21 protein-coding genes are annotated in these 25,434 nt (G+C 68.1%); 15 read left to right on the top strand and 6 right to left on the bottom strand.

The window, feature by feature from the left end; all coding sequences use genetic code 11:
- The first annotated feature begins 21 nt into the window (after positions 1-21).
- The 12 genes from AC1RRF_RS06995 (at position 22) to AC1RRF_RS06940 (ending at position 12,992) form a co-directional block, all read left to right on the top strand.
- Positions 22-2,655: a TonB-dependent receptor domain-containing protein gene (locus tag AC1RRF_RS06995; RefSeq protein WP_492833714.1), complete on the top strand. Its 2,634-nt coding sequence runs from the start codon at positions 22-24 to the stop codon at positions 2,653-2,655.
- A 192-nt stretch (positions 2,656-2,847) separates the two neighbouring features.
- Positions 2,848-3,705: a type II secretion system protein N gene (locus AC1RRF_RS06990; RefSeq protein ID WP_492833713.1), complete on the top strand. Its 858-nt coding sequence runs from the start codon at positions 2,848-2,850 to the stop codon at positions 3,703-3,705.
- Positions 3,706-3,710: 5 nt separating this feature from the next.
- Positions 3,711-5,771: a type II secretion system secretin GspD gene (gene gspD / locus AC1RRF_RS06985; RefSeq protein ID WP_492833712.1), complete on the top strand. Its 2,061-nt coding sequence runs from the start codon at positions 3,711-3,713 to the stop codon at positions 5,769-5,771.
- Positions 5,772-5,778: 7 nt separating this feature from the next.
- Positions 5,779-7,290, top strand: a complete 1,512-nt coding sequence (gene gspE / locus AC1RRF_RS06980; RefSeq protein WP_492833711.1) for a type II secretion system ATPase GspE — start codon at positions 5,779-5,781, stop codon at positions 7,288-7,290.
- On the top strand, positions 7,290-8,504 hold the full coding sequence (gene gspF / locus AC1RRF_RS06975; protein WP_492833710.1) for a type II secretion system inner membrane protein GspF: 1,215 nt from the start codon (positions 7,290-7,292) through the stop codon (positions 8,502-8,504). The genes gspE and gspF overlap by 1 nt, the downstream gene beginning before the upstream one ends.
- Positions 8,505-8,518: 14 nt before the next feature.
- Positions 8,519-8,965 carry a type II secretion system major pseudopilin GspG gene (gspG, locus tag AC1RRF_RS06970; protein WP_492833709.1) on the top strand — a complete coding sequence of 149 codons (447 nt, stop codon included), beginning with the start codon at positions 8,519-8,521 and terminating at the stop codon, positions 8,963-8,965.
- Entirely contained in the window at positions 8,874-9,491 is a 618-nt protein-coding gene (locus AC1RRF_RS06965) for a GspH/FimT family pseudopilin (RefSeq protein ID WP_492833708.1), read from the top strand. The genes gspG and AC1RRF_RS06965 overlap by 92 nt, the downstream gene beginning before the upstream one ends.
- On the top strand, positions 9,484-9,840 hold the full coding sequence (gspI, locus tag AC1RRF_RS06960) for a type II secretion system minor pseudopilin GspI (RefSeq protein WP_492833707.1): 357 nt from the start codon (positions 9,484-9,486) through the stop codon (positions 9,838-9,840). Before AC1RRF_RS06965 ends, gspI begins: the two co-directional genes overlap by 8 nt.
- Positions 9,837-10,424 (top strand): type II secretion system minor pseudopilin GspJ, encoded by a 588-nt coding sequence (gene gspJ / locus AC1RRF_RS06955; protein WP_492833706.1) that lies wholly within the window; start codon positions 9,837-9,839, stop codon positions 10,422-10,424. The genes gspI and gspJ overlap by 4 nt, the downstream gene beginning before the upstream one ends.
- Positions 10,421-11,398 carry a type II secretion system minor pseudopilin GspK gene (gene gspK, locus AC1RRF_RS06950; RefSeq protein ID WP_492833705.1) on the top strand — a complete coding sequence of 326 codons (978 nt, stop codon included), beginning with the start codon at positions 10,421-10,423 and terminating at the stop codon, positions 11,396-11,398. Before gspJ ends, gspK begins: the two co-directional genes overlap by 4 nt.
- Complete coding sequence (gspL, locus tag AC1RRF_RS06945) at positions 11,395-12,498, top strand: type II secretion system protein GspL (protein ID WP_492833704.1); 1,104 nt, start codon at positions 11,395-11,397, stop codon at positions 12,496-12,498. The genes gspK and gspL overlap by 4 nt, the downstream gene beginning before the upstream one ends.
- On the top strand, positions 12,495-12,992 hold the full coding sequence (locus AC1RRF_RS06940) for a type II secretion system protein M (RefSeq protein WP_492833703.1): 498 nt from the start codon (positions 12,495-12,497) through the stop codon (positions 12,990-12,992). Before gspL ends, AC1RRF_RS06940 begins: the two co-directional genes overlap by 4 nt.
- Positions 12,993-13,001: 9 nt before the next feature.
- On the opposite strand, the gene AC1RRF_RS06935 is transcribed toward AC1RRF_RS06940, so the two are convergent.
- From AC1RRF_RS06935 to AC1RRF_RS06925, 3 genes are all read right to left on the bottom strand, one after another.
- The gene (locus AC1RRF_RS06935) at positions 13,002-14,105 is read right to left on the bottom strand and encodes a DUF2855 family protein (protein ID WP_492833702.1); all 1,104 of its coding nucleotides are present in this window, start codon (positions 14,103-14,105) and stop codon (positions 13,002-13,004) included.
- Positions 14,106-14,206: 101 nt separating this feature from the next.
- Positions 14,207-16,054, bottom strand: a complete 1,848-nt coding sequence (locus tag AC1RRF_RS06930) for an LVIVD repeat-containing protein (protein WP_492833701.1) — start codon at positions 16,052-16,054, stop codon at positions 14,207-14,209.
- Positions 16,055-16,090: 36 nt separating this feature from the next.
- Complete coding sequence (locus tag AC1RRF_RS06925) at positions 16,091-16,750, bottom strand: DUF305 domain-containing protein (protein WP_492833700.1); 660 nt, start codon at positions 16,748-16,750, stop codon at positions 16,091-16,093.
- 358 nt (positions 16,751-17,108) lie between these two features.
- Here AC1RRF_RS06925 and AC1RRF_RS06920 point away from each other — a divergent pair, with 358 nt between their 5' ends.
- Together AC1RRF_RS06920 and AC1RRF_RS06915 are read left to right on the top strand one after the other, a co-directional pair.
- Complete coding sequence (locus AC1RRF_RS06920; protein WP_492833699.1) at positions 17,109-17,729, top strand: helix-turn-helix transcriptional regulator; 621 nt, start codon at positions 17,109-17,111, stop codon at positions 17,727-17,729.
- A 130-nt stretch (positions 17,730-17,859) separates the two neighbouring features.
- On the top strand, positions 17,860-19,230 hold the full coding sequence (locus AC1RRF_RS06915) for a phophatidylserine decarboxylase associated domain-containing protein (protein WP_492833698.1): 1,371 nt from the start codon (positions 17,860-17,862) through the stop codon (positions 19,228-19,230).
- A 29-nt stretch (positions 19,231-19,259) separates the two neighbouring features.
- Here the strand turns inward: AC1RRF_RS06915 and AC1RRF_RS06910 are convergent, their stop codons facing one another.
- The 3 genes from AC1RRF_RS06910 to AC1RRF_RS06900 all read right to left on the bottom strand — a co-directional run bounded on the left by AC1RRF_RS06910 (position 19,260) and on the right by AC1RRF_RS06900 (position 24,564).
- Positions 19,260-19,445: a hypothetical protein gene (locus AC1RRF_RS06910; RefSeq protein WP_492833697.1), complete on the bottom strand. Its 186-nt coding sequence runs from the start codon at positions 19,443-19,445 to the stop codon at positions 19,260-19,262.
- A gap of 212 nt (positions 19,446-19,657) precedes the next feature.
- On the bottom strand, positions 19,658-20,059 hold the full coding sequence (locus tag AC1RRF_RS06905; RefSeq protein WP_492833696.1) for a hypothetical protein: 402 nt from the start codon (positions 20,057-20,059) through the stop codon (positions 19,658-19,660).
- Between the two features lie 2 nt (positions 20,060-20,061).
- Positions 20,062-24,564, bottom strand: a complete 4,503-nt coding sequence (locus tag AC1RRF_RS06900; RefSeq protein ID WP_492833695.1) for a polymorphic toxin-type HINT domain-containing protein — start codon at positions 24,562-24,564, stop codon at positions 20,062-20,064.
- Positions 24,565-24,838: 274 nt separating this feature from the next.
- Here AC1RRF_RS06900 and AC1RRF_RS06895 point away from each other — a divergent pair, with 274 nt between their 5' ends.
- Positions 24,839-25,384, top strand: coding sequence for an RHS repeat domain-containing protein (locus AC1RRF_RS06895; protein WP_492833694.1), 546 nt, complete (start codon positions 24,839-24,841; stop codon positions 25,382-25,384).
- Positions 25,385-25,434 lie beyond the last annotated feature (50 nt).

Raw genomic sequence — 25,434 nt, 5'->3', positions numbered from 1 at the left:
GATCCCTTCGAGGCGCAGACCATGAAGACCGTGAAAATGTCCCTTGGCGGGCTTCTGCTCGCCACCACCGCCCTGGTCGCGCCGGGCGTCGCCCTGGCCCAGACCGCCCCGACGACCCAGACGCCGGCCGCGCAGGCCGAGCCGCCGATCGAGACGGAGACGGACCTCGGCGAGGTCGTCGTCCTGGGCCGCTATATCCCGCAGCCGAACCGCGAAAGCCCCGAGGTCGCCGCCTTCGTGACCGCCGAGGATCTGCAGCGCACCGGCGACGCCGACGCCGCCCAGGCCCTGTCGCGCGTCACCGGCCTGTCGATCGTCGAGGGCCGCTTCATCTATGTGCGCGGGCTCGGCGAGCGTTATTCGTCGGCCCTGCTGAACGGTTCGCCGCTGCCCAGCCCCGAGCCGCTGCAACGCGTCGTCCCGCTCGACCTGTTCCCGTCGGAAGTGCTGGCGGGCCTGACCGTTCAGAAGACCTATTCGGTGTCCTTCCCCGGCGAGTTCGGCGGCGGCGTGGTCGACCTGCACACCATCGACACTCCGGCCCAGCCGTTCTTCAGCATGCAGGCCTCGATCGGCGGCAACACGGAGACGACGAACAAGGAGGCGCTGATCTACTACGGCTCGCGCACCGACTTCACGAGCTTCGACGACGGCACCCGCGATGTCCCGGGCGCGCTCCAGCTCGGCTTCGGCAGCGGCAAGCGCATCTCGGCGGCCAACTTCACCGCCACCGAACTGCGCCACATGGGCCAGTCGCTGGTCAACGCGCCGCTGCGCCTGCTGCAGCGTGAGACCACGCCAGCCAACTTCGGCCTGCGCTTCACCGGCGGCACGAACATGGAAACCGGCATGGGGACGCTGGGCGGCGTCTTCGTGGCCTCGTACGACAACAAGTGGACCGGCCGTCGCGGCGTGCGCCAGACGGGCCGCATCGACAGCGGCGCCCTGGTGACCGCCAACGATTTCGACTTCCAGTCGAACCAGAACGACCTGACGCTGAACTTCCTCGGCGCCCTGAGCCTGACCAGCGACACCAACACGCTGAAGTGGACCAACCTCTACGTCCGCAACGTCACCAAGGAAGCCCGTTCGGAAGCCGGCTTCGACGACGGCTCGGGCGGCCAGCGCCGCACCGACAACACCGAATGGTTCGTGCGCCAGCTGTTCTCGACCCAACTGGCCGGCGAGCACACCTTCGGCGCCGCCGGCGAGTGGGAGTTCGACTGGCGGGCGGCCTACGCCAAGACCTCGCGCGACGCGCCGTACGAGAGCCGCTTCGGCTACGGCCAGAACGTGGCCGGCGAGTGGATCCACGACATCGAGACCAACGCCATCTCGTTCAGCGAACTGGACGACGACATCGTCTCGGGCGGCGCGGATGTCAGCTACACCCTGCCGCTGTCCGACGCCCGCGAAGCCGTCTTCTCCTTCGGCGTGGCCTACTCGGACAACAACCGGGAATCCGAGCAGCGCACCCTGCGCTTCATCGCTCCGAACGGCCTGACCCAGGACCAGCTGGAGTCGCGCGTCGACTTCCTGTTCGCCGACATCAACATCGGGCCGTATCTGCAGATCGAGGAAATCACCGGGACCAACGGCGCCGCCGCCTTCGACGGCCAGCTGACGGTCAAGGCCGCCTACGCCCAGGTGGCGGCGGAGATCATCCCGCTGGTCAATCTGAACATCGGCGTCCGCGCCGAGCAGGGCGAGCAGACCGTGACCCCGCGCGACCTGTTCGGCGGCACGACGGGCTTCCTGCCGACCCGGATCGAGGAAGAGTACATCCTGCCGGCGGGGACCATCACCTGGAACTTCGCCGAAGACATGCAACTCCGCTTCGGCGCGTCCAAGACCATCGGCCGCCCGCAGTTCCGTGAACTGGCTCCGCAGCAGTACACGGACGTCGAGAGCGACCGGACCTTCATCGGCAACCCCTATCTGGTCGACACCGAGATCCTGAACGTCGACGCGCGCTGGGAGTGGTACTTCGCCCGCGATCAGTATGTGACGGCCGGCATCTTCTACAAGGACCTGGACAAGCCCATCGAGTCGAGCGTCGTCGACCAGGGCTCGTCGATCTCGCAGACCTTCCTCAACGCGCCGAACGCGACCATCCAGGGCGCCGAGGTCGAGGTGAAGAAGTATTTCGAGTTCGGTTCGGAAATGGACTTCATCGCCAACAAGCGGTGGCTGATCCAGGCCAACTACACCTACTCGAAGTCGGAAGTGAACGTCGGTTCGGGTGACACCGTCATCACCCAGAACAGCCTGGGCGTCGCTCAGCCGGCCTCGTTCTACGTGGTCGACGGCAGCCGTCTGCAAGGTCAGTCCGAGCACGTCGCCAACCTGCAACTGGGCTGGGAAGACGATACCGCCCGGTCGCAGGCGACCCTGATCGCCAACTTCGTCTCGGAGCGCACCTCGGCGCGCGGCCGCCCGGGCGAACCCGACCTGATCCAGGAGCCGGGCGTCCAGCTGGACTTCGTCTTCCGCAAGGACTTCGACTACGCGGGCCGCGAGTACGGCGTGGCGGTCGAGCTGCGGAACCTGCTGGGCGAGGAGTTCCTTGAATACCAGGAGCTCGGAAACCGGGTCGTCATCAACGGCTACGAACTGGGCACGAGCGGCTCGGTCAGCCTGACCGCCCGCTTCTGATCCTGCTGAAATGGAAAGGCCGGCTCCATCCGGGGCCGGCCTTTTCTGTGCAGGCTGTGTGGAGATTTTGTCCGGAAACGGCCGGGTTGTCATAACAAGTTCGCGCCGCCGTCATGAGGGCGTGAAGCCCGAACCCGGACGATTGAGCTAGGACAGTTCCGGGCCGTCGGGGGCCATGACGGGCGTCCTCTCGTGATCGCTGTTCTTCGCAACTGGACCACCTCGGCCCGCGCGTTCGCGCAGGATGTCGCGGTGCGTCCGGTCCGGCTCCGGCCTCTCGTCGAAGGCCTGCTGGCCGCCGTCCTGCTGGTGCAGGCCGGGCGTCTGGTCTGGCTGTTCGTCGAGCCGCCGCCAGCCGCCTCGGCGGAGGCGCCGGCGGCGAACCGTCCCGCGGACACCTCCGTCTTCCAGCGCTTCGACGCCTTCTTCCGCACCGGCGGCCAGTCCAGCATGGCGGAAGACACCGCCGCGGGCAGCAACCAGATGCGCCTGTTCGGCGTCCGCGCCGACGGCGCCGGGGGCGGCTCCGCGATCATCGGCCTGGCCGACGGTCGCCAGCTCTCGGTCGGCGCCGGCGAGGAGGTCGAGCCCGGCCTGATCCTGCAGTCGGTCGCCGCCGACCATGTCGTCCTGTCGCGCAACGGCGCGCTCAGCCGCCTGATCTTCGCCGAGACCCCGGTCGGCGCCGCCGCGCCGCCCCCGCCGCCCGAGACGCCGCAGGTGGTCGCCCCGCCGGCCGCCGCTCCGGCGTCCGCTCCGGCCGCCGCCGTGGTCGATCCCGCTCAACTGATGGCCCAGGCCTCGCTGCGTCCCCGGATGCGGGGACTGGCCGTGAACGGCTTCACCGTCTCCGCTGGCGGCGACGGCAGCGCCCTGCGCGCCGCCGGGTTGCAGTCGGGCGACGTGATCCTGGCTGTGAACGGCATCGAACTGAACAGCGCGGGCCGGATCGCCGATCTGCGCCGCGCCCTCGCCAACAGTCCTTCCGCCGAGATCCGCTTTGAGCGCGGCGGGCAGGAACGCACGACCACCATAAGGACCGCCCGGTGAACCGCATGAGCCGAAACGCCGTCTGCGCCGTGCTGGCCGGGCTGATGATCGCCCAGGGCCCGCTGGCCGCCGCGCCCGCCATGGCGCAGGCGAGCCAACGCCAGACCTTGAACGTGCAGGGCGCCGACATCCGCGCCTTCATCCAGGACGTGGCCCGTATGACGGGCCGCACCTTCATCGTCGATCCCGCCGTCAGCGGCACGGTGACCGTGACCAGCGAACGCGCCCTGTCGCGGACGGAGCTGTTCGAGGTCTTCCTGTCGACCCTGCGCGCGAACGGCCTGGTGGTGTCCCAGACGGGCTCGGGCGCCTATCGCATCAGCCCGGCTCAGGGCGCGGCGCAGGGACCGGCGACCGTGGGCGCCGAGCGCTTCACGACCGAGGTCTTCCAGCTTCGCCACATCGACGCCGCCTCGGCCGCCGAGACCATCCGCCCGCTGGTCGGCGCGCAGGGGCAGGTGCTGGCCAATCCGGGCGCCAACAGCGTCGTCGTGGCCGATTTCGTCGACAACCTGGGCCGCATCCGCGCCCTGATCCGCAGCATCGACGTGGACCGCGCCAGCTTCGAGGTCATCACGCTGGAGAACTCGTCGGCGCGCGAGATCGCCGCCGTGCTGCAGTCGGTGCTGGCGCCTCCGGGCGGCCAGCCGGGGCAGGGGATGGTCTCGGTCACCCCGGTCGACAGCTCCAACTCCCTCGTCCTGCGCGGCGATCCCTCCGCCGTGGCCCGGGTGCGCCCGCTGGTCGAGGACCTGGACCGCCGCGCCCAGTCGGCCGACGACATCAAGGTCATCTTCCTGGAGCACGCCAACGCCGAGCAGCTTCTGCCCGTGCTGCAGCAGATCGTCGGCCAGCCGATCACCCCGGCCCAGGCCAACGCCGCGCCCGCCGTCGGCGCCGACGGCGCGCCCGCCGCCTCCACGGCCGCGCCGATGGCGCCCGCCGCTCCGGGCCAGCGCGCCACCATCGCCCGCTTCCCCGGCGCCAACGCCCTGGTCATCTCGGCCTCCGCCGACACCCAGCGCACCCTGGCCGAGGTCATCCGCCAGCTCGACCAGCGCCGCCAGCAAGTGCTGATCGAGGCCGTGGTGGTCGAGCTCAGCGACACCGCCGTGCGCGAACTGGGCGTCCAGTGGTTGATCGCTGGACAGGACGGCAATCCGATCGGCCTGACCAACTACAGCGACAGCGCCACGCCCCTGCTGCCCATCGTGGGCGGCGCGGCGGCCAGCCGGCTGGACCCCGCCGACCCGATGCGCTCGCGGCTCCAGAACCTCGCGCTCAACTCTCTGCTGGGCGCCAACGGCTTCGTCGGCGGCGGCGGCGGCACCATCGGCGACGGCCTGTTCGGCTTCATCATCAACGCGGCCAAGTCGGACGACGGCTCCAACCTGCTGCAGACCCCGTCGCTGATGACCCTCGACAACGAGGAGGCCACCATCCTGGTCGGTCAGGAAGTGCCGATCACCACGGGCGAGGCCCTGCTGGACGGCAACTCCAACCCCTTCCGCACGACCCAGCGGCAGGACATCGGCGTCAAGCTGGTGGTCCGGCCCCAGATCAACGCGGGCGGCTCCATCACCCTGCACCTGCGCCAGGAGGTCTCCAGCATCAACGGCGTCCTGACCAGCTCGGCCAGCGACCTGGTGCTGAACAAGCGCGAGCTGGAAACCACCCTGGTGGTCGACGACGGCGACATCGCCGTGGCCGGCGGCCTGCTGGACCAGAACGACCGCCTGTCGGTCGACAAGATCCCCGGCCTCGGCGACCTGCCGGGCATCGGCGGTCTGTTCCGCTCGACCAGCCGCCAGCGCGGACGCACCAATCTGATGGTCTTCCTGCGCCCGACCATCATCCGCTCGCCCGCCGACGCCCAGCGCCTGAGCGCCGACCGCTGGGGCTATATGCGCAACCAGCAACTGCTCAACGATCCGACCCGCGAGCCCAGCCTGGACGAGATGCTGCGCGACTATATGCGGACCCAGCCGCCGGTCGCCCCCGGTCCTGAACTGGTCCCCGGCGAGGTGGTGATCTCGCCCCTGCCGCCCGCGGCCCCGCAGGAGTGACCGGGCGGTGATCACCCTCGTCAATCCGACGCTGCCCTACGGCTTCGCCAAGCGGCATGGCGTCATCCTGCTGGACGCCGGCGAGATCGCCGTGATCGGCCTGCGCGAGGGGGCCGATCCCTCGGCCCTGATCGAGACGCGCCGCGTGCTGGGCCGTCCCTTGCGCGTCGAGCCGCTGGGCCAGGCCGCCTTCGATCGTCAGTTGTCGCAAGTGTATGCGGGCGATCACCTGAACGCCGCCGACGGCGACGACCTGGACATGCCCGCGGGCCTCGAGGGGCTGATCGACGACATTCCCGCCGCCGCCGACCTGCTGGACACCGCCGACGACGCCCCGGTCATCCGCCTGATCAACGGCGTCATCGCCGAGGCCGTGCGCACAGGCGCATCCGACATCCACCTGGAGCCGTTCGAGAGCGCCCTGATCGTGCGCATGCGCGTCGACGGCGTGCTGCGCGAGGCCCTGACGCTCAGCCCGCGCATCACCCCGCTGCTGGTCTCGCGCATCAAGGTCATGGCCCGGCTCGACATCGCCGAGAAGCGGGTGCCGCAAGACGGACGCATCCCCCTGGCGCTGGGCGGCAAGACCCTGGACGTCCGCGTCTCGACCCTGCCGTCGCGGGCGGGCGAGCGGGTGGTGCTGCGCATCCTCGACAAGGACCAGGCCGGGCTGACGCTCGACCGCCTCGGCATGTCGCCGGACGCCTTCGGCGCCTTCCGCGGCGCGCTGAAGGAGCCCAATGGCATCATCCTGGTCACCGGGCCGACGGGTTCGGGCAAGACCACCTCGCTGTACGCGGGCCTCAGCCTGCTGAACGATGCGACGCGCAACATCCTGACGGTCGAGGATCCGGTCGAATACGCCATCGACGGCATCGGCCAGACCCAGGTGAACACCAAGGTCGGCATGACCTTCGCCGCCGGCCTGCGCGCCATCCTGCGCCAGGACCCGGACGTGGTCATGGTTGGCGAAATCCGCGACGTGGAGACGGCGGGCATCGCTGTCCAGGCCGCCCTGACCGGCCACCTCGTCCTCTCGACCGTGCACACCAATGACGCCGTGGGCGCCGTCACCCGCCTGCGCGACATGGGCGTCGAGCCCTTCCTGCTGGCCTCGACCCTGCGCCTGATCGTGGCCCAGCGCCTCGTGCGCCGCCTGTGCGGCGAGTGCCGCGTGGCCGAGCCCGCCGACAAGGCGACGGCGAAACTGGCGGGCGTGAAGAAGGGCGACACCGTCTGGCGTCCGCACGGCTGCGCCCACTGCCAGAACACTGGCTACGTCGGCCGCGTCGGTCTGTACGAAGTCATTCGCGTCGATGACCGCATCCGCCGCCTGATCGCCGCCGAGACTGGAGAGGACGCCATCGTCGCCGCCGCCTTCGAGATCGGCGGAACCCTGTCGCAGCGCGCGCGGGAGCTGGTTCTGGAGGGCGTCACCTCGGTCGAGGAGGCCGTGCGCGTCACCCGTCAGGAAACCGGCGAGGCGCACGATCCGGCGCCCTCCGAGGCCGCGGCCTGATGGCGGCCTTCGACTATGTCGCGGTGGACGCGGGCGGCCGGACCGTCTCGGGCGCTGTGACGGCGTCCGACGAAACCACGGCGCGCGCCCTGTTGGGCAAGCGTCGCCTGATGCCGCTTCAGGTCCTGCCGGCCCGCACCGGCGCCGCCCGCACGGCCGCGCCCTCGGCGAGAGGCGGCAAGCTGGACGCCCGCACCCTGGCCCTGACCACGCGACAGCTGGCCACGCTGGTCTCCGTCGCCCCCATCGAGGAGGCGCTGCGCACCATCGCGCTGCAGGCCGATCGGCCCGCCGTCCGCCGCGTGCTGGAAGGCGTCCACGCCGGGGTCATGGAAGGCCGCCGCCTGTCCGACGCCATGAGCTTGCAGGGGCAGGCCTTCCCGCCGCTGTACCGCGCCATGGTCTCGGCGGGCGAGGCGTCGGGCGCGCTGCAGCCCATTCTCGAACGCCTCGCCGACGGGCTGGAGCGCGACCAGCAGGTGCAGGGCAAGGTGATCACCGCGCTCGTCTATCCCGCGGTGCTGGCGGTCGTGGCGCTGGGCGTCATCACCGCCCTCATGGCCTTCGTGGTGCCCAAGGTGGTCGACCAGTTCGACAGCATGCACCAGACCCTGCCGCTACTGACCCGGCTGGTCATCGGCGTGTCGCACCTGATGCGCGACTGGGGCTGGCTGGTTCTGCTGCTGCTCGCCGCCGGAGCGGCCCTCGGGGCCGCGGCCCTGCGCAATCCGGCCGTGCGCCTGCGCGCCGACACCCTGATCCTCAAGCTGCCGCTGATCGGCCGCCTGACCCGCGACCTGCACGGGGCGAAGATGGCGCGCACCCTGTCGACCATGATCGCGGCGGGCCTGCCGGTGCTGGAAGGCCTGACCATCACGGCGCGCACCGTGTCGAACCGCCGCCTGCGCCTGGCCACCGAGACCATGGCCGAGGCGGTGCGGGAAGGGGGCGGCCTGTCCGCCGCCATGCGCCGGGCCGACGTCTTCCCGCCGATCCTCGTCTACATGACCGCCTCGGGCGAAAGCAGCGGCCGGCTGGAGCCCATGATGGAGCGCGCCGCCGACTATCTGGAGCGCGAGTTCTCCACCTTCACCGCCGTGATGCTGAGCCTGCTGGAGCCGGCGATCATCGTGGTCATGGGCGGGGTCGTGGCCCTGATCGTCCTGTCGATCCTTCTGCCGATCCTGCAGATCAACACCCTCGCGATGGGTTGAGGAAAGTTAGCGTCATGACTGAATCTGAAAAGAAAACGGCTCAACGCCGCAAGCGCGCTGGTTTCACGCTGGTCGAGCTGATGGTGGTCATCGTGATCATCGGCCTGCTGGCGACCGTGGTCGCGATCAACGTCCTGCCCAGCCAGGACAAGGCCATGGTCGGCAAGGCCAAGGCGGACATCGCGACGCTGGAACAGGCCATCGAGACCTACCGCCTCGACAACCTGGCCTTCCCGGACTCGTTGCAGGCCCTGGCGACCGCGCCCGCCGGCCTGGCCAATCCGGAACGCTACCGCGAGGGCGGCTACGTCCGCCGCCTGCCCAAGGATCCGTGGGGCAACGACTACCAGTTCCGTCGTCCCAGCCAGCATGGCGGCCAGTTCGATGTCTGGTCGTTCGGCGCCGACGGTCGCGAAGGGGGCGAGGGCAATGACGCCGACCTCGGCAACTGGGCTTCTTAGGCGCGCTAACGCTCACGACGCGGTCGTTCGCTTCTTGAGCGCGAGACGCCCTCAAGCAGCGTCGCGCCGCGCGCGACGCGATAGGGCAAAGGAGACGCGAAGCGGCTTTACGCTCGTCGAACTGCTGATGGTCGTCGCCATCATTGGTCTGGCGGCGGGGGCCGTGGTGCTGTCCGTTCCGAACCCTCGGCCCGCTGTTGCGGCCGAAGCCGAGCGCTTCGCCGCGCGGCTGGTCCGCGCGCGCGAGGAGGCCATTTTCGGCAATCGTCCGGTGGCCGTCGAGGCGACGGCGCGCGGCTACGCCTTCTCGACCTTCGACGGCGCCGAGTGGACGCCGCTGACCGACGGTCCGTTCGGACCTGAGACCTGGACCGAAGGGTCGACCGTGTCGCCGTCCGAGGCTCCCGTACGCGTGGTCTTCGATCCCTCCGGCGTGGCTGATCCGGCGACCCTGACCCTGGCCCGCGACGGGCGCAGCCGCCGGATCGTCGTGGACGGGGCGGGCGAGGTGCGCGTCGATGGCTGAACGCGGCGGCTTCACCCTGATCGAGATGCTGGTGGCGCTGGCGGTGTTCAGCCTGGCCGCCATGGCCCTGCTCAATCTGTCGGGCGAGAGCACTCGCTCGGCCCGGCGGGTCGAGGTGCGGACGCTCGGCGGCATGGTGGCCGAGAATGTCGCCGTCGAGGCCGCCGTCTCGCCCGCGCTCGGCGAGGGGGAGAGCTCCGGCCAGTCCGATCTGGGCGGCCGCCGCTGGGTGTGGAGCCGGGCCGTGACCGCGACCGCCGATCCGGACCTGCTGCGCATCGATGTCCGCGTCCGCGACGAGGAGGGGCAGGCCGCCGACCGCACCCTGTTCCGCAGGCGGGCCCCGTGAACCGCTCCGGCTTCACCCTGGTCGAGGTGCTGATCTCGCTGCTGATCTTCGCCATGCTGGCGGCGGCGGGGGCGGCGGTGCTGGGCGTCACCATCGACAACCGTTTCGCCGTGAAGGCCCAGAGCGACCGCGTCGGCGACCTGCAGCGGATGCGCAGCCTGCTGCGCGCCGACCTGGGTCAGGCGACGGCCCGTCGCGCGCGTGGTCCCAGCGGCCGTCCCGCGCCCCAGGCCATGACCGGGCCGATGACCCCGGCCGATCCCGTCCTGACCCTGACGCGTTCGGGCTGGAGCAATCCCGGCGAGCAGGCGCGGCCCTCGCTGCAGCGGGTCGAATACCGGCTGGTGGACAACCGCCTCGAACGCCGCGTCGCGGGTCAGCTGGACGGCGCCCGGCCCGGCCCGCCCCAGGTGCTGTACCGGGGCGTGCGCGACGTGACCGTGGCCTTCCTCAGGGACGGGGAGGCGGCCCCCGCCTTCACCTCCACCCTCGACCGTCCGCTGCCTGATGCGGTGCGCATCACCATGACGCTGGACGGCTACGGACCGATCGAGCAGCTGTTCCTTGTCGGAGGCGGTCGATGAAGCGCCGCGCCGACCGCGAGGGCATGGCCCTGCTGACCGTCCTGCTGCTGGTGGCGGTGATGTCGGTCGTGGCCGTGGCCCTGCTGGACGACGTGCGCTTCTCGGTGCGCCGCGCCACGAACGCTGAAATCGGCGGCCAGGCGCAGTGGCTGGCCTCGGGCGCCGAGCTGCTGGCGCGCAACCGCATCAAGCGGCTGATCCAGATCAATCCGGCCCGCACGCCGCTGCAGCCCGAGTGGAACGGCCGCCGCCTCGACTTCCCGGTCGACAACGGCGCCATCAGCGTCACCGTCACGGACGGCCAGGCCTGCTTCAATCTGAACAGCGTGGTGCTGGGCGTGGGCGAGGATCTGGTCGCCCGGCCGCTGGGCGCGGCGCAGTTCCGGGCGCTGGGGCGGGCCGTGGGCGTGCCCGACAGCCGCATGCGCGCCATCGCCGACGCCCTGACCGACTGGCTGGACGCCGACAACCAGGCCTTGCCGCTGGGCGCCGAGGACGGCGCCTATGCGGGTCTCGCGACGCCCTACCGCACCGCCGGGGTCATGCTGGCCGAGGTCAGCGAGCTGCGGGCCGTCAAAGGGGCGGACGCCGACGCCTACCGCCGCCTGCGCCCCTATGTCTGCGCCCTGCCGACCAGCCAGCTGTCGCCGCTGAACGTCAACACCCTGACGCCCGAACAGGCGCCGCTGATCACCATGCTGACCGCCGGCGTGGTGGGGCCCGAACGCGCCCGCGCCCTGATCGCCCAGCGCCCGCGCGACGGCTGGGCCAACGGCGAGGCTTTCTGGGCCGCGCTGCCCGGCTTCTCGCCCGACGACGAGACCCGGGCCCAGGCCACGGTCCTGACCCGCTTCTTCCGCCTGCGGGTGGACGTCGACTATGCCGGCGTCCGCGCCGTTCGCACCGCCCTGCTGGAGGCCCGTCCCGACGGCGCCGTCCGCACCGTCATCCAGCGCTGGACCCCCGAAGAATGAAGCCGACACGTCTGATCCTGATCCCCGCGCTGGCGGGCGACCCCGCGCCCTACCTGATCATCGGGGCGGGCGGCTATGTCCTGGAGCGTGGTCAGCTGGCCATGGACGCGGTCGAGCGGCCCGAGCCGATGCGCACCGTCGCCGTCGCCCCGGGCGCCGATGTGCTGGTCCGCTGGCTGGACCTGCCGCCAGGCAGCGCCGCCCAGCAGCGGACGGCGGCCCTGTGGGCGCTGAAGGACGATCTGGCCGCCGCGCCGGACCGCCTGTCGGCCGCGCTCGGACCGGTCCCCGCTGCGGGCGAGCCGCGACTGGTCGCCGTGGTCGGCCTGTCCCTGCTGGACGCCTGGACCGACTACCTGGCCGGGCTGGGCGTGCGCGCCGACGTGCTGGTCCCCGACGTCCTGACCCTGACCGAGCCGTCCGACGACAGCCTGACCGCCGTCGCCTTCGGATCCTCCATCGCCCTGCGGGGCCGCCGCTTCGCCGCCTCGGTCCAGCCCGATCTGGTCGATCTGGTCGCGCGGGATCGCGTGGTCGAGCCGGTGGACGATGCAGCCTCGGTCGAGCGGGCGCTGGTGCAGGCCGCGCTCAACCCGCCGATCGACCTGACGCCGGCCCGGGTCCGCGAGAAGGCCGAGAGCCGCCGGGGCTGGACCCGGGCCGCCGCCCTGGCCGCCGCGGTCGTCGTCTCGCCCCTGGTGCTGATGGTCGCCGGGGCCGGCCGCGACGAGATGGCCGCCGCCCGCGCTGACGAGACCGCCCGCGCCGAGATCGCCCGCGTCGATCCGGAACTGGCCCGCACGCCGGACCCCGTCGCCGCCCTGCGCGGCCGGGTCCGCGCCGCGCCCCCGCCGGGCGGGGTCATGGCCGCCACCGCCGCCCTGTTCACGGCCGTCGAAGGCGTGCCGGACGCCGAGCTGGACATGCTGGTGGTCGATCCCGAGGACGGGATGAAGGCCAGCGTCACCCATCCCGACTATGGCGATGTGAAGCGGATCGACAGCGCCATGCGCGCCTCGGGTCTGACGGTCACCGAGACCGGAACCGAGGACGCCGCCGGGCGCGTGGTCAGCGACATCACGATCGGAGCCGCCCGATGACCGCTCTTCTCGCCCGCGCCCACGGCTGGTGGGACGGCCGCACGGTGCGCGAACGCCGCCTGCTGACGGTCATGGCCGTGCTGGTCGCCGCCGTCCTGATCTGGCTGCTGGTGGTGCGCCCGGTGCAGGCCTGGCGGGCCGGGGCCGCCGACCGTCGCTTCGAGGCCGAGCAGACCCTGGCCGAGGTCCGAAGCGGCCTTCGCATCGTCGCACCGTCAGCCGCCCCCGCGCCCGCGACGACCGAAGGTCTCGAGCCGCTGGTGCGCCGCACCGCCGAGACGGCGGGCCTGACCGTGGTCACCACCATGGCGCCCGGCGGCGGTCTGGGCATCCAGATGTCGCAGGCGCCGGGCCGCGAGACCTTCGCCTGGCTGGCGGCGCTGGAGGCCGATCACGCGATCAAGGTCTGCAGCCTCGGCGTCATGGAAAACGCCGACGCCACCCTGAACATCGACGGGGCGCTGGGGCAGGGGGGCTGCACGGCGGGAGCCTGAGGCGACGCCTCAGCGCGCGATGCGGACGATGGCGCCTTCGGCCGGATCGGAGGCGCCGTCCGCCAGGGCGCGGACCACGCCGGCCGCCGCGTCCAGCCCCTGATGCTCGACGATGCGGATCCACGGCGAGGCCGGATCGACGACCCGTTCGAAGAAGGTCTTCTGGTCGGCCAGGAAGCGCTCGTAAAAGGCGTGCAGCGTGCCGCGCTCGCGGTGCTGGTCCAGGCAGGTGGCGGCGAAGAAGAAGACCGGCTTCGGCCCCGTCAGCTCGGGATCGGCGCTGGTGAAGGAATCGCTCTGTGTCGAGCCGACGAGGCAGTCGTAGACCAGCCGATCACCGAAATGGGCGTGCACCCGGCGCCGCAGCGCCGCATCGCCCGCCAGATCCAGATACAGGGTCGGCGCATCGGCCGGCAGGGTTTCGACTTCATCGTAGCCGTGCACGGCGTCATAGCTGCCCAGGCCTTCGACGAAGGCCCGGTTGCGCGCGCCGGTCAGGGCGATGACCTCGATGTCGTCCTGTTCCAGACACCAGGCCGAGCCGTAGGCGGTCTTGCTGGACGCGCTCGACACCACGATCCGTTTGGCGCCGAAGAAGCCGTTGTCGCGCAGGAAATCGACCGCCGTATAGGAGGTGACGAACAGGGGGCGGAACAGGGCCTCGCTGTTCTCCAGCTCGGGCGCATAATGGCGGTCCGCCGCGCACAGGACATAGCGATTATAGATGTCCGGCACCGCCTTGCGCCACGGCGAGGCGTCGGCGAAGCCGCCGCGCGAGATCTTCTCGGCCTGCACCACCAGCGCATCGGCCATGGGGAAGTAGCCGAACACCCGCGCCCCGACCTCGATCCCTTCGGCCCGCGACGCCGTCACGTCGGCGAAGCCCCAGACGGGCATCAGGCCGTAGTCGTCCCGGCCCGTCGGAAAGACCTTCCAGTAGCCGATGGCGTCGCCATAGGCGGCGTAGGTGATGTTGTTGGTGGTCAGCGAGAAACGGTCCGGCGCCAGCACCACCTCGCCCTCGGCCAGCGGGCCGTGATCCGGGATCGCCGCCTTCAGCGTGTCGCCGAGGTCGGCCTTGCGGGTCATCAGGCGTTGGTTCGCGTCGGACACGGCGTCTCTCCTGTCTGGCTTTGCGTCAGCCTATCAGGAACGCCGGTTGACGCAGGAGAAGGATCGGGGCGGCCCGTCGCGCGCGCCGCCCCATCCGTTCGTCAGGCCGACACGCGCCCGAACAGGTCCGCCAGGGCGGTCAGGCGCGCCTTGCCGGCCCCGGTCGCCTTTTCCGCCGCTTCGCGCAGGGGCGCGACCAGCCGGCCGGAGGCCCGCTTGTCGACAGATCCCGCGCGCCAGCCCGTGATCGCCGCGCCGGCGCGGGTGGCCAGCTCGGCCTCGATCCCGTTGCCGCGCGTCAGCTGGTCCAGATAGGACTGGGCCACGTCGGGCGTGTCGGTCCAGGTGATGCGGGTCTGCAGTTGCGGGTTGATTTCCTCGGCCATGATGGCCTCGGCCGCCGCGATTTCGGCCGCCGACAGCTGCTCGCTCGGGACCAGACGCAGAACGTCCAGACCGCGCGCGATCTCGCTGGAATAGATGCGGCCGTTCAGCCAGTAGGCCGACCACGAACCGCCGACATACAGGCGCTCGGCGTTGATCGGGCCGCGGTCGAAGTAGGCGATCTCGGTGGGCTTGGCCGGATCGGTGAAGTCCATGATCGAGACGCCGCCCTGGTACCAGGCCTGCACCATCAGATCGCGGCCGGGGACCGGGATGATGTTGCCGTTGTGGGCCACGCAGTTCTCGGTCCTGTTCTGGGCCGAGGGCAGCTTGTGGAAGCTCTTGCCGGTCAGGGTGCGGTTCTCGATCGTGGCGATCATGTTGGCGCCCCAGGTCGCCGGATCCTCGGCCCGGCAACGCGCGCCGATCCCGCCGCCCCACTCGTCGGTGAAGACCACCTTGTCGCCGGCGTTGTTGAAGGTCGCTGAGTGCCAGTAGGCCATGTCCGGATCGAAGATGTCCGACACCCGCGTCGGGTGCTCGGGATCGGCGATGTCCAGCAGGATGCCGTTGCCGCTGCAGGCGCCGCCCGCCAGGCCGATCTCCGGATAGACGGTGATGTCGTGGCACTGGTTGGTCTGGGCGGTGTTCTGGCTGGCGACGCCGGCCCGGCCGCCGCGCCACAGGCCCGCCACGCGGCCCGTCGTCCCGTCGGCGAAGATGCGCGGCCGGTTGACGACGGCGGCGTCCTGCGGATGGGTCAGGTCGACCTTGATTACGTCGATCGAGAACAGGGCCGTTTCGGGGTTCGTGTCAGGCTGCCCGTCGGTGCACATCGCCAGTTCGCCGGTCTTGCGAACGCCCGAGGTGCCCTGGCCGTAGACGTACAGCACATTGGCGTCGGTCGGGTGCGGCACCAGGGTATGGGTGTGCGACCCGCGGCAGGTCTGGACGGCGGCGATCTGGCGCGGCGCGTTCAGGTCGCTGATGTCGAAGATGCGCACGCCGCGGAAACGCTCGGGGCTGATTTCGTCCGTCGTGGTCGCGGGACCGCAGTCCAGGCGGCCGCGGCCTTCCTCGACCGACATGAACAGCAGGTTGCCGTGCACCGAGACGTCGCCCTGGCCGCCCGGGCAGACCACCGACATCACCAGTCGCGGTTCCCCGCCGGTGGAGATGTCATAGGCGTTGAACCCGTTGAAGTTGCCGACGAACAGCTTGCCGTTCGACACGGCCAGATCGGTGTTCGCCATGCCCAGCACGCTGAAATTGGGATTGGCGTGGGCCCGGGCCATCAGGGCCTCGCCCTCCGCTTGGCTGGTCGGCGGCGAGAAGCCGATGTCCGGGTCGACGAACCCCGGCGGCTTGCCGATCGTATGCTCCAGAACCATTCCGGACGCCGCCTGGCCGGCGTTGTTCAGACCCGCCGACAGGGCGGTGCGGGCGTCGGCGGTGATCGTCTGGGTCTGGCCAGGGCCAGAGGCCTGCTGCGCCGACACGGCGGTCGCGCTCAGCAGGATGCCGAGAACGGCGGCGGAGGAAAGCAGGGTGCTGCGAACATTCATGGCCGGTCTTTCCAGATGGAAGCGAGGGTTCGAGGTTCAGAAATCGGAGAGCAGGGACTGCATGCGCAGAATCTCGGTCGACTGATCGGCGACGACCGAGGTGGTGAAATCGGACAGCATCGTGTCCTGAGCGGCGTTCGGATGTTCGAGCAGGTCCGAGACCATGTCGAGCGCGCCCTGATGGTGCTGGATCATGCCGGTCAGGAACAGGCGGTCGAAATCGACGCCCTGCGCCGCCGCGAGCCGCTCCATCTGCGCGGGCGAAAGCATGCCCGTCATCAGCGGCGTCTCGGACGCGGGCATGGCGTGACCCATGTGGGCGGAGTGGTCCATGCCGCCGTGTCCGGCGTGCATGTCCGGCATGTCGGTCGATTGCCCCCGCTCGGTCAGCCAGTCGCGCATCAGGGCCATTTCGGCCTCCTGCGACAGGGCGATGCGGCGACCCAGAAGTTTCACGGTCGGGTTCGAGCCGCGGGTTTCGAGCAGGCCGACCATCTCCACCGCCTGGGCGTGGTGGACGATCATGTGCTGCATGAAGCGGACGTCGTCTTCGGTGAAGGTGGTGCGGGCCAGCTCCAGCGCCTCGCTCGCGCTGATCACCCGGGACGGCGCGCCGGGCGCGCCGGGCTGGAAGATGGGCACGGTCTGCGGCGCCCAGGACAGGGCGACGGCGATCAGTCCGGCAACAAGCAACACGCCCACCTCTCCCCCGGTCGCCCCTCCGACCGAAGGCCAGACTAGGGGCCGTGGTCGAGCCGACGCAAGCGGCAAAGGCCAGTCTTCCATGACAAAGCATCCATCATCGGATGATCCGTCGCCGGATCGACCGGCTTCAGTCGGGTTCTGAAGGGCGCGCCGCCGCCTTTCTCTCGGGCGTTGGTACGCAGGGGCGCCATTCTGGGACGGGTAGGCGTGGCGTCGTCCCGACCGTTCGAATTAACAGTCATTTTTGGGGATGCTCCAGGTTGAGCCCTCCATTAACTCCGGGGTCGGTCGCGTCTTGGGCGCTCCGGGAGGAGCGTCGCGAGAGGCGGGGCGCGGGCCCGGGGGGATTATGACTGCCGAATGCGCTTACCTCACGGTCGCTGACGACCTGGCCTCGACCAACGAACCGGCCGCGCCGGAGCGTTATCTGTCGGCCTGGGCGGAACGTCATGCGGCTCCCCTGGCGCTTCTCTCGCTCGACCAGAAGCTGATCTGGGCGAACGGTCCCGCGGCGGCCGTGTTCGCGACGGGCCAGCCCCTTGTGGTCCGGGACGGCGTCCTGACCGCCGCCGACAAGATGCAGGCCCAGGCCCTGCGCAGCTTCCTGGAGGGGCTGGGCGACGCCAGCGACGCCTGGATCATCAAGTCCGAAGACGGGGCGCCGACGATCGTGCAAGCCCACATTCTTCATGCCGCGGACGGCACGCACGCCATCGCGATCAATCTGTTCTCGACCGAGCTGACCCAACGCTACGTCTGGACCAATTTCGGCGAGGCCTTCAGGCTCACCCGCGCCGAGGTCGAGGTCGCCAAACGCATCCTCGAGGGGTCGGCGGCCGATCAGGCCGCCGAGGATCTGGGCGTCTCCGTCGAGACCGTGCGGACCCATATCCGCAGCCTGTACGGCAAGTTGTCGATCAACAGCCGCGAGCGTCTCTTCGCCGTGATCTCGCCCTTCCGCATCGGCTGACGGATCGCGCATCGTCCGGGCCGCGCGGCTGAATGAGTATGCAACTCTGGAATTAGTTTGCCAGAGAATACTATAAAGGGTTGTATTCTGTCCGAAGGCCGAAAGGCGTGATATCCGGGGCGGAATTCCAATGACAGCGCGACCGATTGAAGGCTCAGGGTCAAACCTGCTGACGCTCGACAATGCCGGCCCGATCCAGATGGGGTTCTGGGTTCCCAACCGGGTCTGGGCGACGGCGAAATTCCTCGTGCCGCTGCGCGACCATATCGCGGCCAGGAAGGCGGCGGGCACGCTCACGCCCATGGTCTCCGCGGTCCAGGGCCTCAAGGACTGGGTCAACGGCCACAGCGTCTATCGGATGTGGGTCAACTCGATGATCGAGGAGGCGAACGCCTTCGTCCTGACCCTTGATCCCGCCACCCGGGAAGCCATCAAGGACAAGGACGGCGACGTCCTGTGGATCGCGAACTTCGACAGCTTCTTCGACATCCTCAACGAGATCATCACCACCTCGCCGTCCTTCAACACGACGGCCCAGGTCGGCACGCCGATGAACGGGCTGATGGCCATCTCGATGGCCACCGAGGCCGGTCTGGCCCTGTTCCACGACACGACCTTCAATCAGCAGTTCAAGACGGTTCTGGATGCCTGGAACGCCTTCCTGAAAAGCCCGGCGTCCCTCGACAAGCTGGACATCTCCGATCCGGAGAAGCCGGGCTCGTGGATTTCGAAGGCCGCGTGGCAGGCCGGGGTGTGGAACCAGATGCAGTGCGAGCCCACCCAGCCCGGCTACGGTTTCGAGTCCTGGAACGCCTTCTTCATCCGCAAATTCGTCGACGGCGCCCGACCCTTCCAGGGCGACCCTGCTCTGCAGATCAACATCGGGTGCGAGACCACGCCCTGGCAGTATGTGAACGACGTCGCGCTCGAGACCCAGTTCTGGGTCAAGGACGTCAACTACTCGCTGACCGACCTGTTCGCCGGTCAGACCGAATGGGCCTCGCTCTTCGAGGGCGGCCAACTGTACCAGGGCTTCCTGTCGGCGACCCACTATCACCGCTGGAACTGCCCGCTGGACGGCAAGCTGGTCCGCTCGTGGGTGCAGCCGGGCACCTATTTCGCGCAACGTCCGTGGCAGGGCGAGGGCGGCGGCACCTGGGAGGGGACGGAGTCCCAGCCCTATCTCGGCCACGTCGCGGCGCGGGCGATCTTCATCTTCGAACACCCGACCTGCGGCTATGTCGCCCTGATCTGCATCGGCATGGTCGAGGTCTCGACCTGCGTCATCGATCCCCAATTCCTGGTCAGCCCCGGCGATCCGCCGATCACGGTGACGCGCGGCGTCGAGATCGGCCATTTCGAGTTCGGCGGCTCCACCCACATGATGGTGTTCCAGAAGGACCGGGTGGCGCTGGAAAGCTGGGCGGTCAACGCCGTGCAGCACCAGAACGACCCCAATCCCACTCCCCTGGGCAGCGTCATCGCCACCGCGGTGCTGTAGGGGGAGGGGCAGGGCCGCTCAGCGCATCTTCAGGCCATTCCGGACAGGCAAGTGTTCGAGGCGTGGTCTTGGGTATGGGTAGGCGCCGCGAAGCTCCAGGCCGTGGTCGGTCCCGCGCCCCGCACCATCTCGGTCCGCTGGCCCAGGTCGTTGTAGGCGTAGGTCGCCAACACCCCCGCCCCCGACTTGGCCCCGTTCTCGCGGATCGCGGTCACCGCGCCGTACAGATCGCGGTCTTACCGGGCGTAGACGGCGTCCGGCCAGCTGATCCGGGTCTGGCGGCTGGCGGCGTCGTACAGGTAGCACATCGCGCCTAGCGGCCCGTCGTTCGCGTAGGCTGTTGAGCTCCAGGGGGCGTAGACACTAAGTTGAGGTCAATCGATCAACTAACTTATCTGGCTCGAATAAAGGATGAATATATACGCAATTAGTCTTTCAAAAAACTGACGGGAACGATCCACCGCGAGACCTCCACGTCATCATCGTCAGGAAGATTGCCAGAATTATGTATAAATTTTACGATATGCCCTTCTAATATTATCTGTTTTGCCGGGCACATGAAGTTGAAAACTGTCAAAGTATCCCCTTTTCTAGCTACTGGCCATACAATAAAGGAATCTTTTGAGTAAGATGAGCAAAAAATGGCAGATTCTGCGCCATTGATAATATCGTTTCGCACGATATCCCAATGTTGCTTGTAATCATCCGCAGACCATAGCTCAATATCTGGATATACAATCTCTGTATATTCTCCAATATGAATAATGGCTTTGGAAAAGCCCTCTATTTCAGAGTCTTCGTCTAGAAATTCTATTCCAAATTTTCTCATAATTATCGACGAATTCTTTCTGTTAGGTCTCTGTTGTAGGTTCCAACTCGTTCCAGCCGGCCATCGCCAGTAACCCTGAACATTTTCCAGTAACCGCCATTGTGAGAGTCAACATCTCTCGATATGGCCATGCGGCCTCTTCTGAAAACAGCTTGACCGTGGGGGCGGCCCAGACTCCTGTCTGGCCGATATCCTAATCCTCTAGCTACATCGGCTGGATTACAATCATTGTGCACCCACACACCGCTTTCACCCACGAAGTAGGTGTGAAAATCTGCAACCTCAATGTTGTAGGTGACGCCGACACGGCCTGTGTTTTCGACCGATACGATCGTAATCGAACCGTCGGCTCGGCGCAGTGTTTGGCCGACTTCCAGGGATTCAGTATTGGTGAAGATGCCATCCACGGATCCCCAAGGATGATCCGCCGTGGTTTCGAATATTTCCTCGCTCCCACTTTCGCCGCCGCTGACCGCGCGTACCGCAACCCGCCAAATCGTTCGAGGATGGCCCGGCGTGAGCCCGGTAATCGGTTTGTAGCCCTGTTCACCCGTATCCTCGTCTCTGGCGAGGACGAGATCTCCTACCTTGAGCTCTTCGATCGGACGCAATCCCTCATCCGTCAGAACCAAGGTTCCTGCTGCAAAGCAGCATGCAGGCATGGGGACGGTGAACCGACCAGATAAGCGGTTCCCGAACATGTCGGTGATTTGCCACTCATAGGTTCTAGGTCTCCACGTTCTTGGCAGCCCGAGGTTGTCCGCGACGACGGCGGCGCCAACGACGACTACGTCATCGAGCACGGACACCCCTTGAACCAGCGTGGATCCAGGTCCGTAACCGAACATCCCGGGATTGACTCCAGAGGTAGTAGGACGGCGGCGGCCCCGGCTGTCTACGCAGGGAAGATTATCACCGTCGTTTGCCTGGCAGTCGTCCAGACCCCACGGATCCACCAGGTTCACCGGATCTCCGCTGACATAGGCGTACACGTTCGCCCCGGCCGCGTACCCGATCGGGTCCGTTTGCAGGAACCGGCCCAGCTGCGGCGCATAGGCCCGGGCCCGGTAGTGGTAGAGCCCCGGCGCGAGGACGGCCTGTCCGGTGTACTGGAACCGGTCTGAAGCCGTCGCGACACCGTATTCGTCGTAGACATTGACCCCGGCCATCCCCCCCCAGGCGTCCGTCAAGCCGACCACCGAGCCGCGCTCGTCCGCCAGCTGCTGATAGGGAACGCCGGGCGCGAACACACTGGCCACCGGCATGTCCAGATCCGGTCCCGGGATGTGGCGAACGAGCAGGGCTCCCGAGCTGTTGTACTCGCCCACCAACTGTTGGCCGGCGTACTGGAAGCGTACGCCCGAACTTGACGTGCTGTAGAGTCTATCAGCGGGATCGTAGGCGAAGGTGTATCCGCTGCCGCCGATCGTGGCCGACGTCAGACGGTTCGACGCGTCGTAACCGTAGCTCGATCCTTGCGCCGTCGCGATGTTGTGGTTGGCGTCATAGGTGACGCCGGTTCCGCCGACGCTCGTCAGCCGGTTCAGGCCGTCGTTGTCGTATCCGACCACCCCCGATCCCGGCACATAGTTGTAGGACGCGTTGCTGACCGTCCGGTTCTGGATCTGCCCGGCGGGGTTCCACGTATAGCCGAAGGTCACGTCGTTGGCCGTACCGGCCACGTCGTGGCTCAGGCTCGTCATCCGGCCATGGGCGTCATAGCCCCAGGTGGTGGTCGTCCCGTTGCCGCGCACCAGGGTGCTCGGCTGTCCGAGGGCGGTGTAGGTATAGGTCGCCAGCACGCCGGCGCCGCTGGAAGCGCCATTCTCGCGGATCGCGGTCAGGGCGCCGGCCACATCGTAGTCATACTGGGCGAAGTAACCGTCCGGCCAGGTGATCCGGGTCATGTTGCCCGCCGCATCGTACTGATAGTGCATGAGCCCCAGGGGGCTGCCTTCGGACACGATGCGCGAGAGGGCGTCATAGCCCTGGATGACGTCCTGACTTGCGTTGGAGTACGTGAGCACCCGCCCCAGATTGTCGTATTTGATCGAAACGTCCGCTGTCCCGGACGGTGCGTCGACGAACGTCGGCCGGTTCAGGGCGTCATAGGTGGTCGTTGTGGTCTGGCCGGCGCGATCGCGCTGGCTGATGACATTGCTGGCTGTGTCGTAGGCGACCTCGGCATAGTCGGTCGTCGACGTGGACCCGGCGCTGCCCGGCGCCGGGTATCGGAGGCGGATCGGACGGTCCAGGCCGTCGTACGCCATGACCGAGACGTTGCCGTTGGCGTCGGTGACCGACGCAGGCTGGCCGTTCAGTGTATAGGTCATCGTCTCGGTGGCGGCGGCCGGAGTTCCATATCCCTGGGTCACCGTCGAGGGGCGGCCCACTGAATCGTAGGTCGTATAGGTGATCCGGTCCGTCGGTCCTTCGGCGTAGCAGGCGTTGTCGATCGTCGCGTACGACATCGTCATTCGCACGGCGTCGCACATCATGCGACCGGCGGCGTCATAGGTGAAGCCGCGCCGGGAAACAGGCGTCACGCCGCTGGTGATCTGTTCGAAGAACAGGACCCGACCGTGGGCGTCGTAGCTCGTATCGATGCGCTGGGTCTGGGTGAAGTTGTTCCAGGCAATATCGGACTGGCCCGCGACGACGCCGCTCTGCGTCCGGGTGACGAGGCCGCGCCCGTCATAGGTCAGCCGTCGGGCCCTGTTCTGCGACGGACCTGCGCCGTCGGGGTCCGGTCCGATGACGCCAACCAGCTGTCGGGCGTCGTCATAGCGAATGCGCGTAGTGTCGTTCGCGCCCACCAAGGGACCATCCAAGGTCTCGATATCGCCGGTCGCTGTGTAGGTCACCGTGGACGTCGCCATCGTCGGATTGGCGCCTGACCCCTGACTGATGGCTGTGGCGTTCAGATTGTTGGCGACGCCGGCGCTGCCATAGGTCACCGCGGTGAGGACTTCGCTCACAGTCCCGTCGCAGGACGCCAACATGGAGCACGCGGACTCCTCGACAGGCAGGATGACGCTGCTCGGCGCGGCGGCGATCACGCCGGAGCTGTTCTTGTAGTAGGCGGTCTGCGCGGCGTAGGTCACGCGGGTCTGGGGCCGGGCTGCGCCGGTGATCGGTGCGGGCGACGTAACGGTCAGCAGGCCGCCGTGGACGGGATCGTAGGTGTAGTTGGTCACGCCGCCCCGGCCGTCGGTCGTGGTGAGCGGCAGGTTGCAAGTCACCAGATTGGCGCAGGTCGCGTCGTAGGTCGCCGACACCGTGATCGGCCACGGCATGTGGCCGGGCTTGGAGATCGCCATCGCACTCAGCACATTGCCGCGGCCGTCATAGGTGTAGTGGACCTGATTGCCTTCCGGGTATTGAACCGCCCAGAGTCGTCCGCCCGAATAGTCGAAATTCCACTGGCGATACTGGGCGTCGCGAAGCAGGGTGACCTGTCCGACAGACAAGTTGACCGTCGCGAAATTGCTCTGGCCCAGCGGTCCGGTCGCCGTGCTTTCCAGCGCAGAGCCGGTGTTGTTGAAGGCGTAGTTCCAGGTCCCGGCCGCTCCGGTGATCTGCGCCACCCGCCCGCCGCTATAGACGATGGTCGTGCCGTAGGTGGTCGCGCCCAGGGCGCGGACGGCGGTCAACGCGCCGGTGATCGACACTTGGTAACTCTTCGTGCGACCGGACTGGTCGGTGACCGTCTCGGTCGACGCGCCGAAGGCGTCCATGACCGAGCTGTAGGTGGCGCTGGGCCAGGTGCGCGAGAAGGTGCAGCTGGGCGAAGCCAGGCTGCAGTAGTCGACGGCCTGGTTGTAGCCGGTGACCTTCTGAACCTTCCACCAGGTGGTCGTGTCGTTGACGTTGTTGCCGACGTAGTCGAAATGCAGGGCGTAGCCGGCGTTGTTGCTGATGGTGTGCAGCCGCGAATAGTCCACGGGGAAACAGCCGAAGACGCAGAACTGCCCGGTCTCGACGACGTAGTGATAGGTCTCGGTCAGGCCGTTCGGAGCCCGCACCTCGCTCACCCAGTAGCCGCCATTCCATATGCCTGGCTGCTCGGTGAAGGTATAGGCCACGCCACCGGCCGTGGTGTAGACCGCCGTGCCCGCGCCCGCGCCCGTGCCGAAGGTCAGGGTGGAGCCGGTGTTGTCCCGGGCGACGTACGCTCCGCTGACGAGATCGAACTTCTCTGTGCTCCCGCCGACCGAGACGTCGCAGGTGCTGGGGCAACTGATCGTACTCTGCAGCCCGTCGCTCCAGCCCGCGCCGAAATTGGTCCGCCCATAGGACAGCTGACCCGGTCCGGATCCGATCGCGACATCGGTGTCGCCGTAGACATAGGTGCCCGAGATCAGATCCACGCCGCGGGGATCGACATTGACGTACTGCGGCGGCGTCGGCCGGCTCTGGGCCGCCGCCACAGCGGGGAAGAGAGCAAGACCGATCGGCAGCGCTGTCGATGCGAGCAAGGCCGCAACCCGCGTTTTCCGGATCATTCCACCCACCTCCCCAATGTCTATCAGGGGTTGATTGACCAAGGTGAGAGGGCCGCTGTCAATCCCGGCCAACAAGCGTGGCAGTTTGTCGCAATTTGGCCTTCCTTTTCGCGCCGGTGCTGGATTCCCGGGCGATTGGCTTGGCTGAAAGAGGGCGAAAAAGTGGTTGTGACGCGCCAAACATTTTCTGAGGCGCGAGATAGCCCGGTGACAACATCGCCGAACGCACTACCATGGATTTCATGCATGTCCGGCCGAGGCGAGGGGGCCCCCGATGATGACCTGGCGAAATCTATCCGCGGCCTGTCTCGCCTCCGCGGTCCTGGCTGCGGCTCCGGCAGCCCAGGCGAAACAGGACTACGGCTACGATCAACTCGGACGTCTCGTGCGGGTGACCCACGCCAACGGCATCACCACCTTCTACGTCTACGACTCCGCCGGAAATCGCACGCTGCGGTCGCGCGGCACGTCGACGACTCCCCCGCAGCCGCCGTCGCCGCCGCCCCAGGCCGTCCACGACACGGCTCTGGTCCGGCCCTTCATGACCGTGAACATTGGGGTCCTCGCCAATGATACCGGATCTGGATTGACCGTCGTCTCCGTCTCCGCCGTTTCGGACGGAAGCGCGTCCGTCGGCGGCGGCGGCGCCAGCGTCAGCTATACCGCGCCAGGTTATGTGGGGCCTCAGTCCGTGACCTACACTGTGCAGGACAGCCAGGGACGGACCGCCAACGGCGTCATCGAGATCGACGTCTACGAGCTCGAGGAACCCTGCAACGCGCCGCCTGGCCAGATGTGCGGGATCGATCCGCTGGGGTGATCGATACGTTCGGACAGCCGGAGCATCCGAACCAAGGGCAGACGACAGGG

The sequence above is a fragment of the Brevundimonas sp. GW821-FHT12C05 genome (assembly GCF_058807475.1).
Note: the sequence above shows the minus strand (reverse complement) of the source record. Positions and strands in the feature narration are given on the sequence as shown.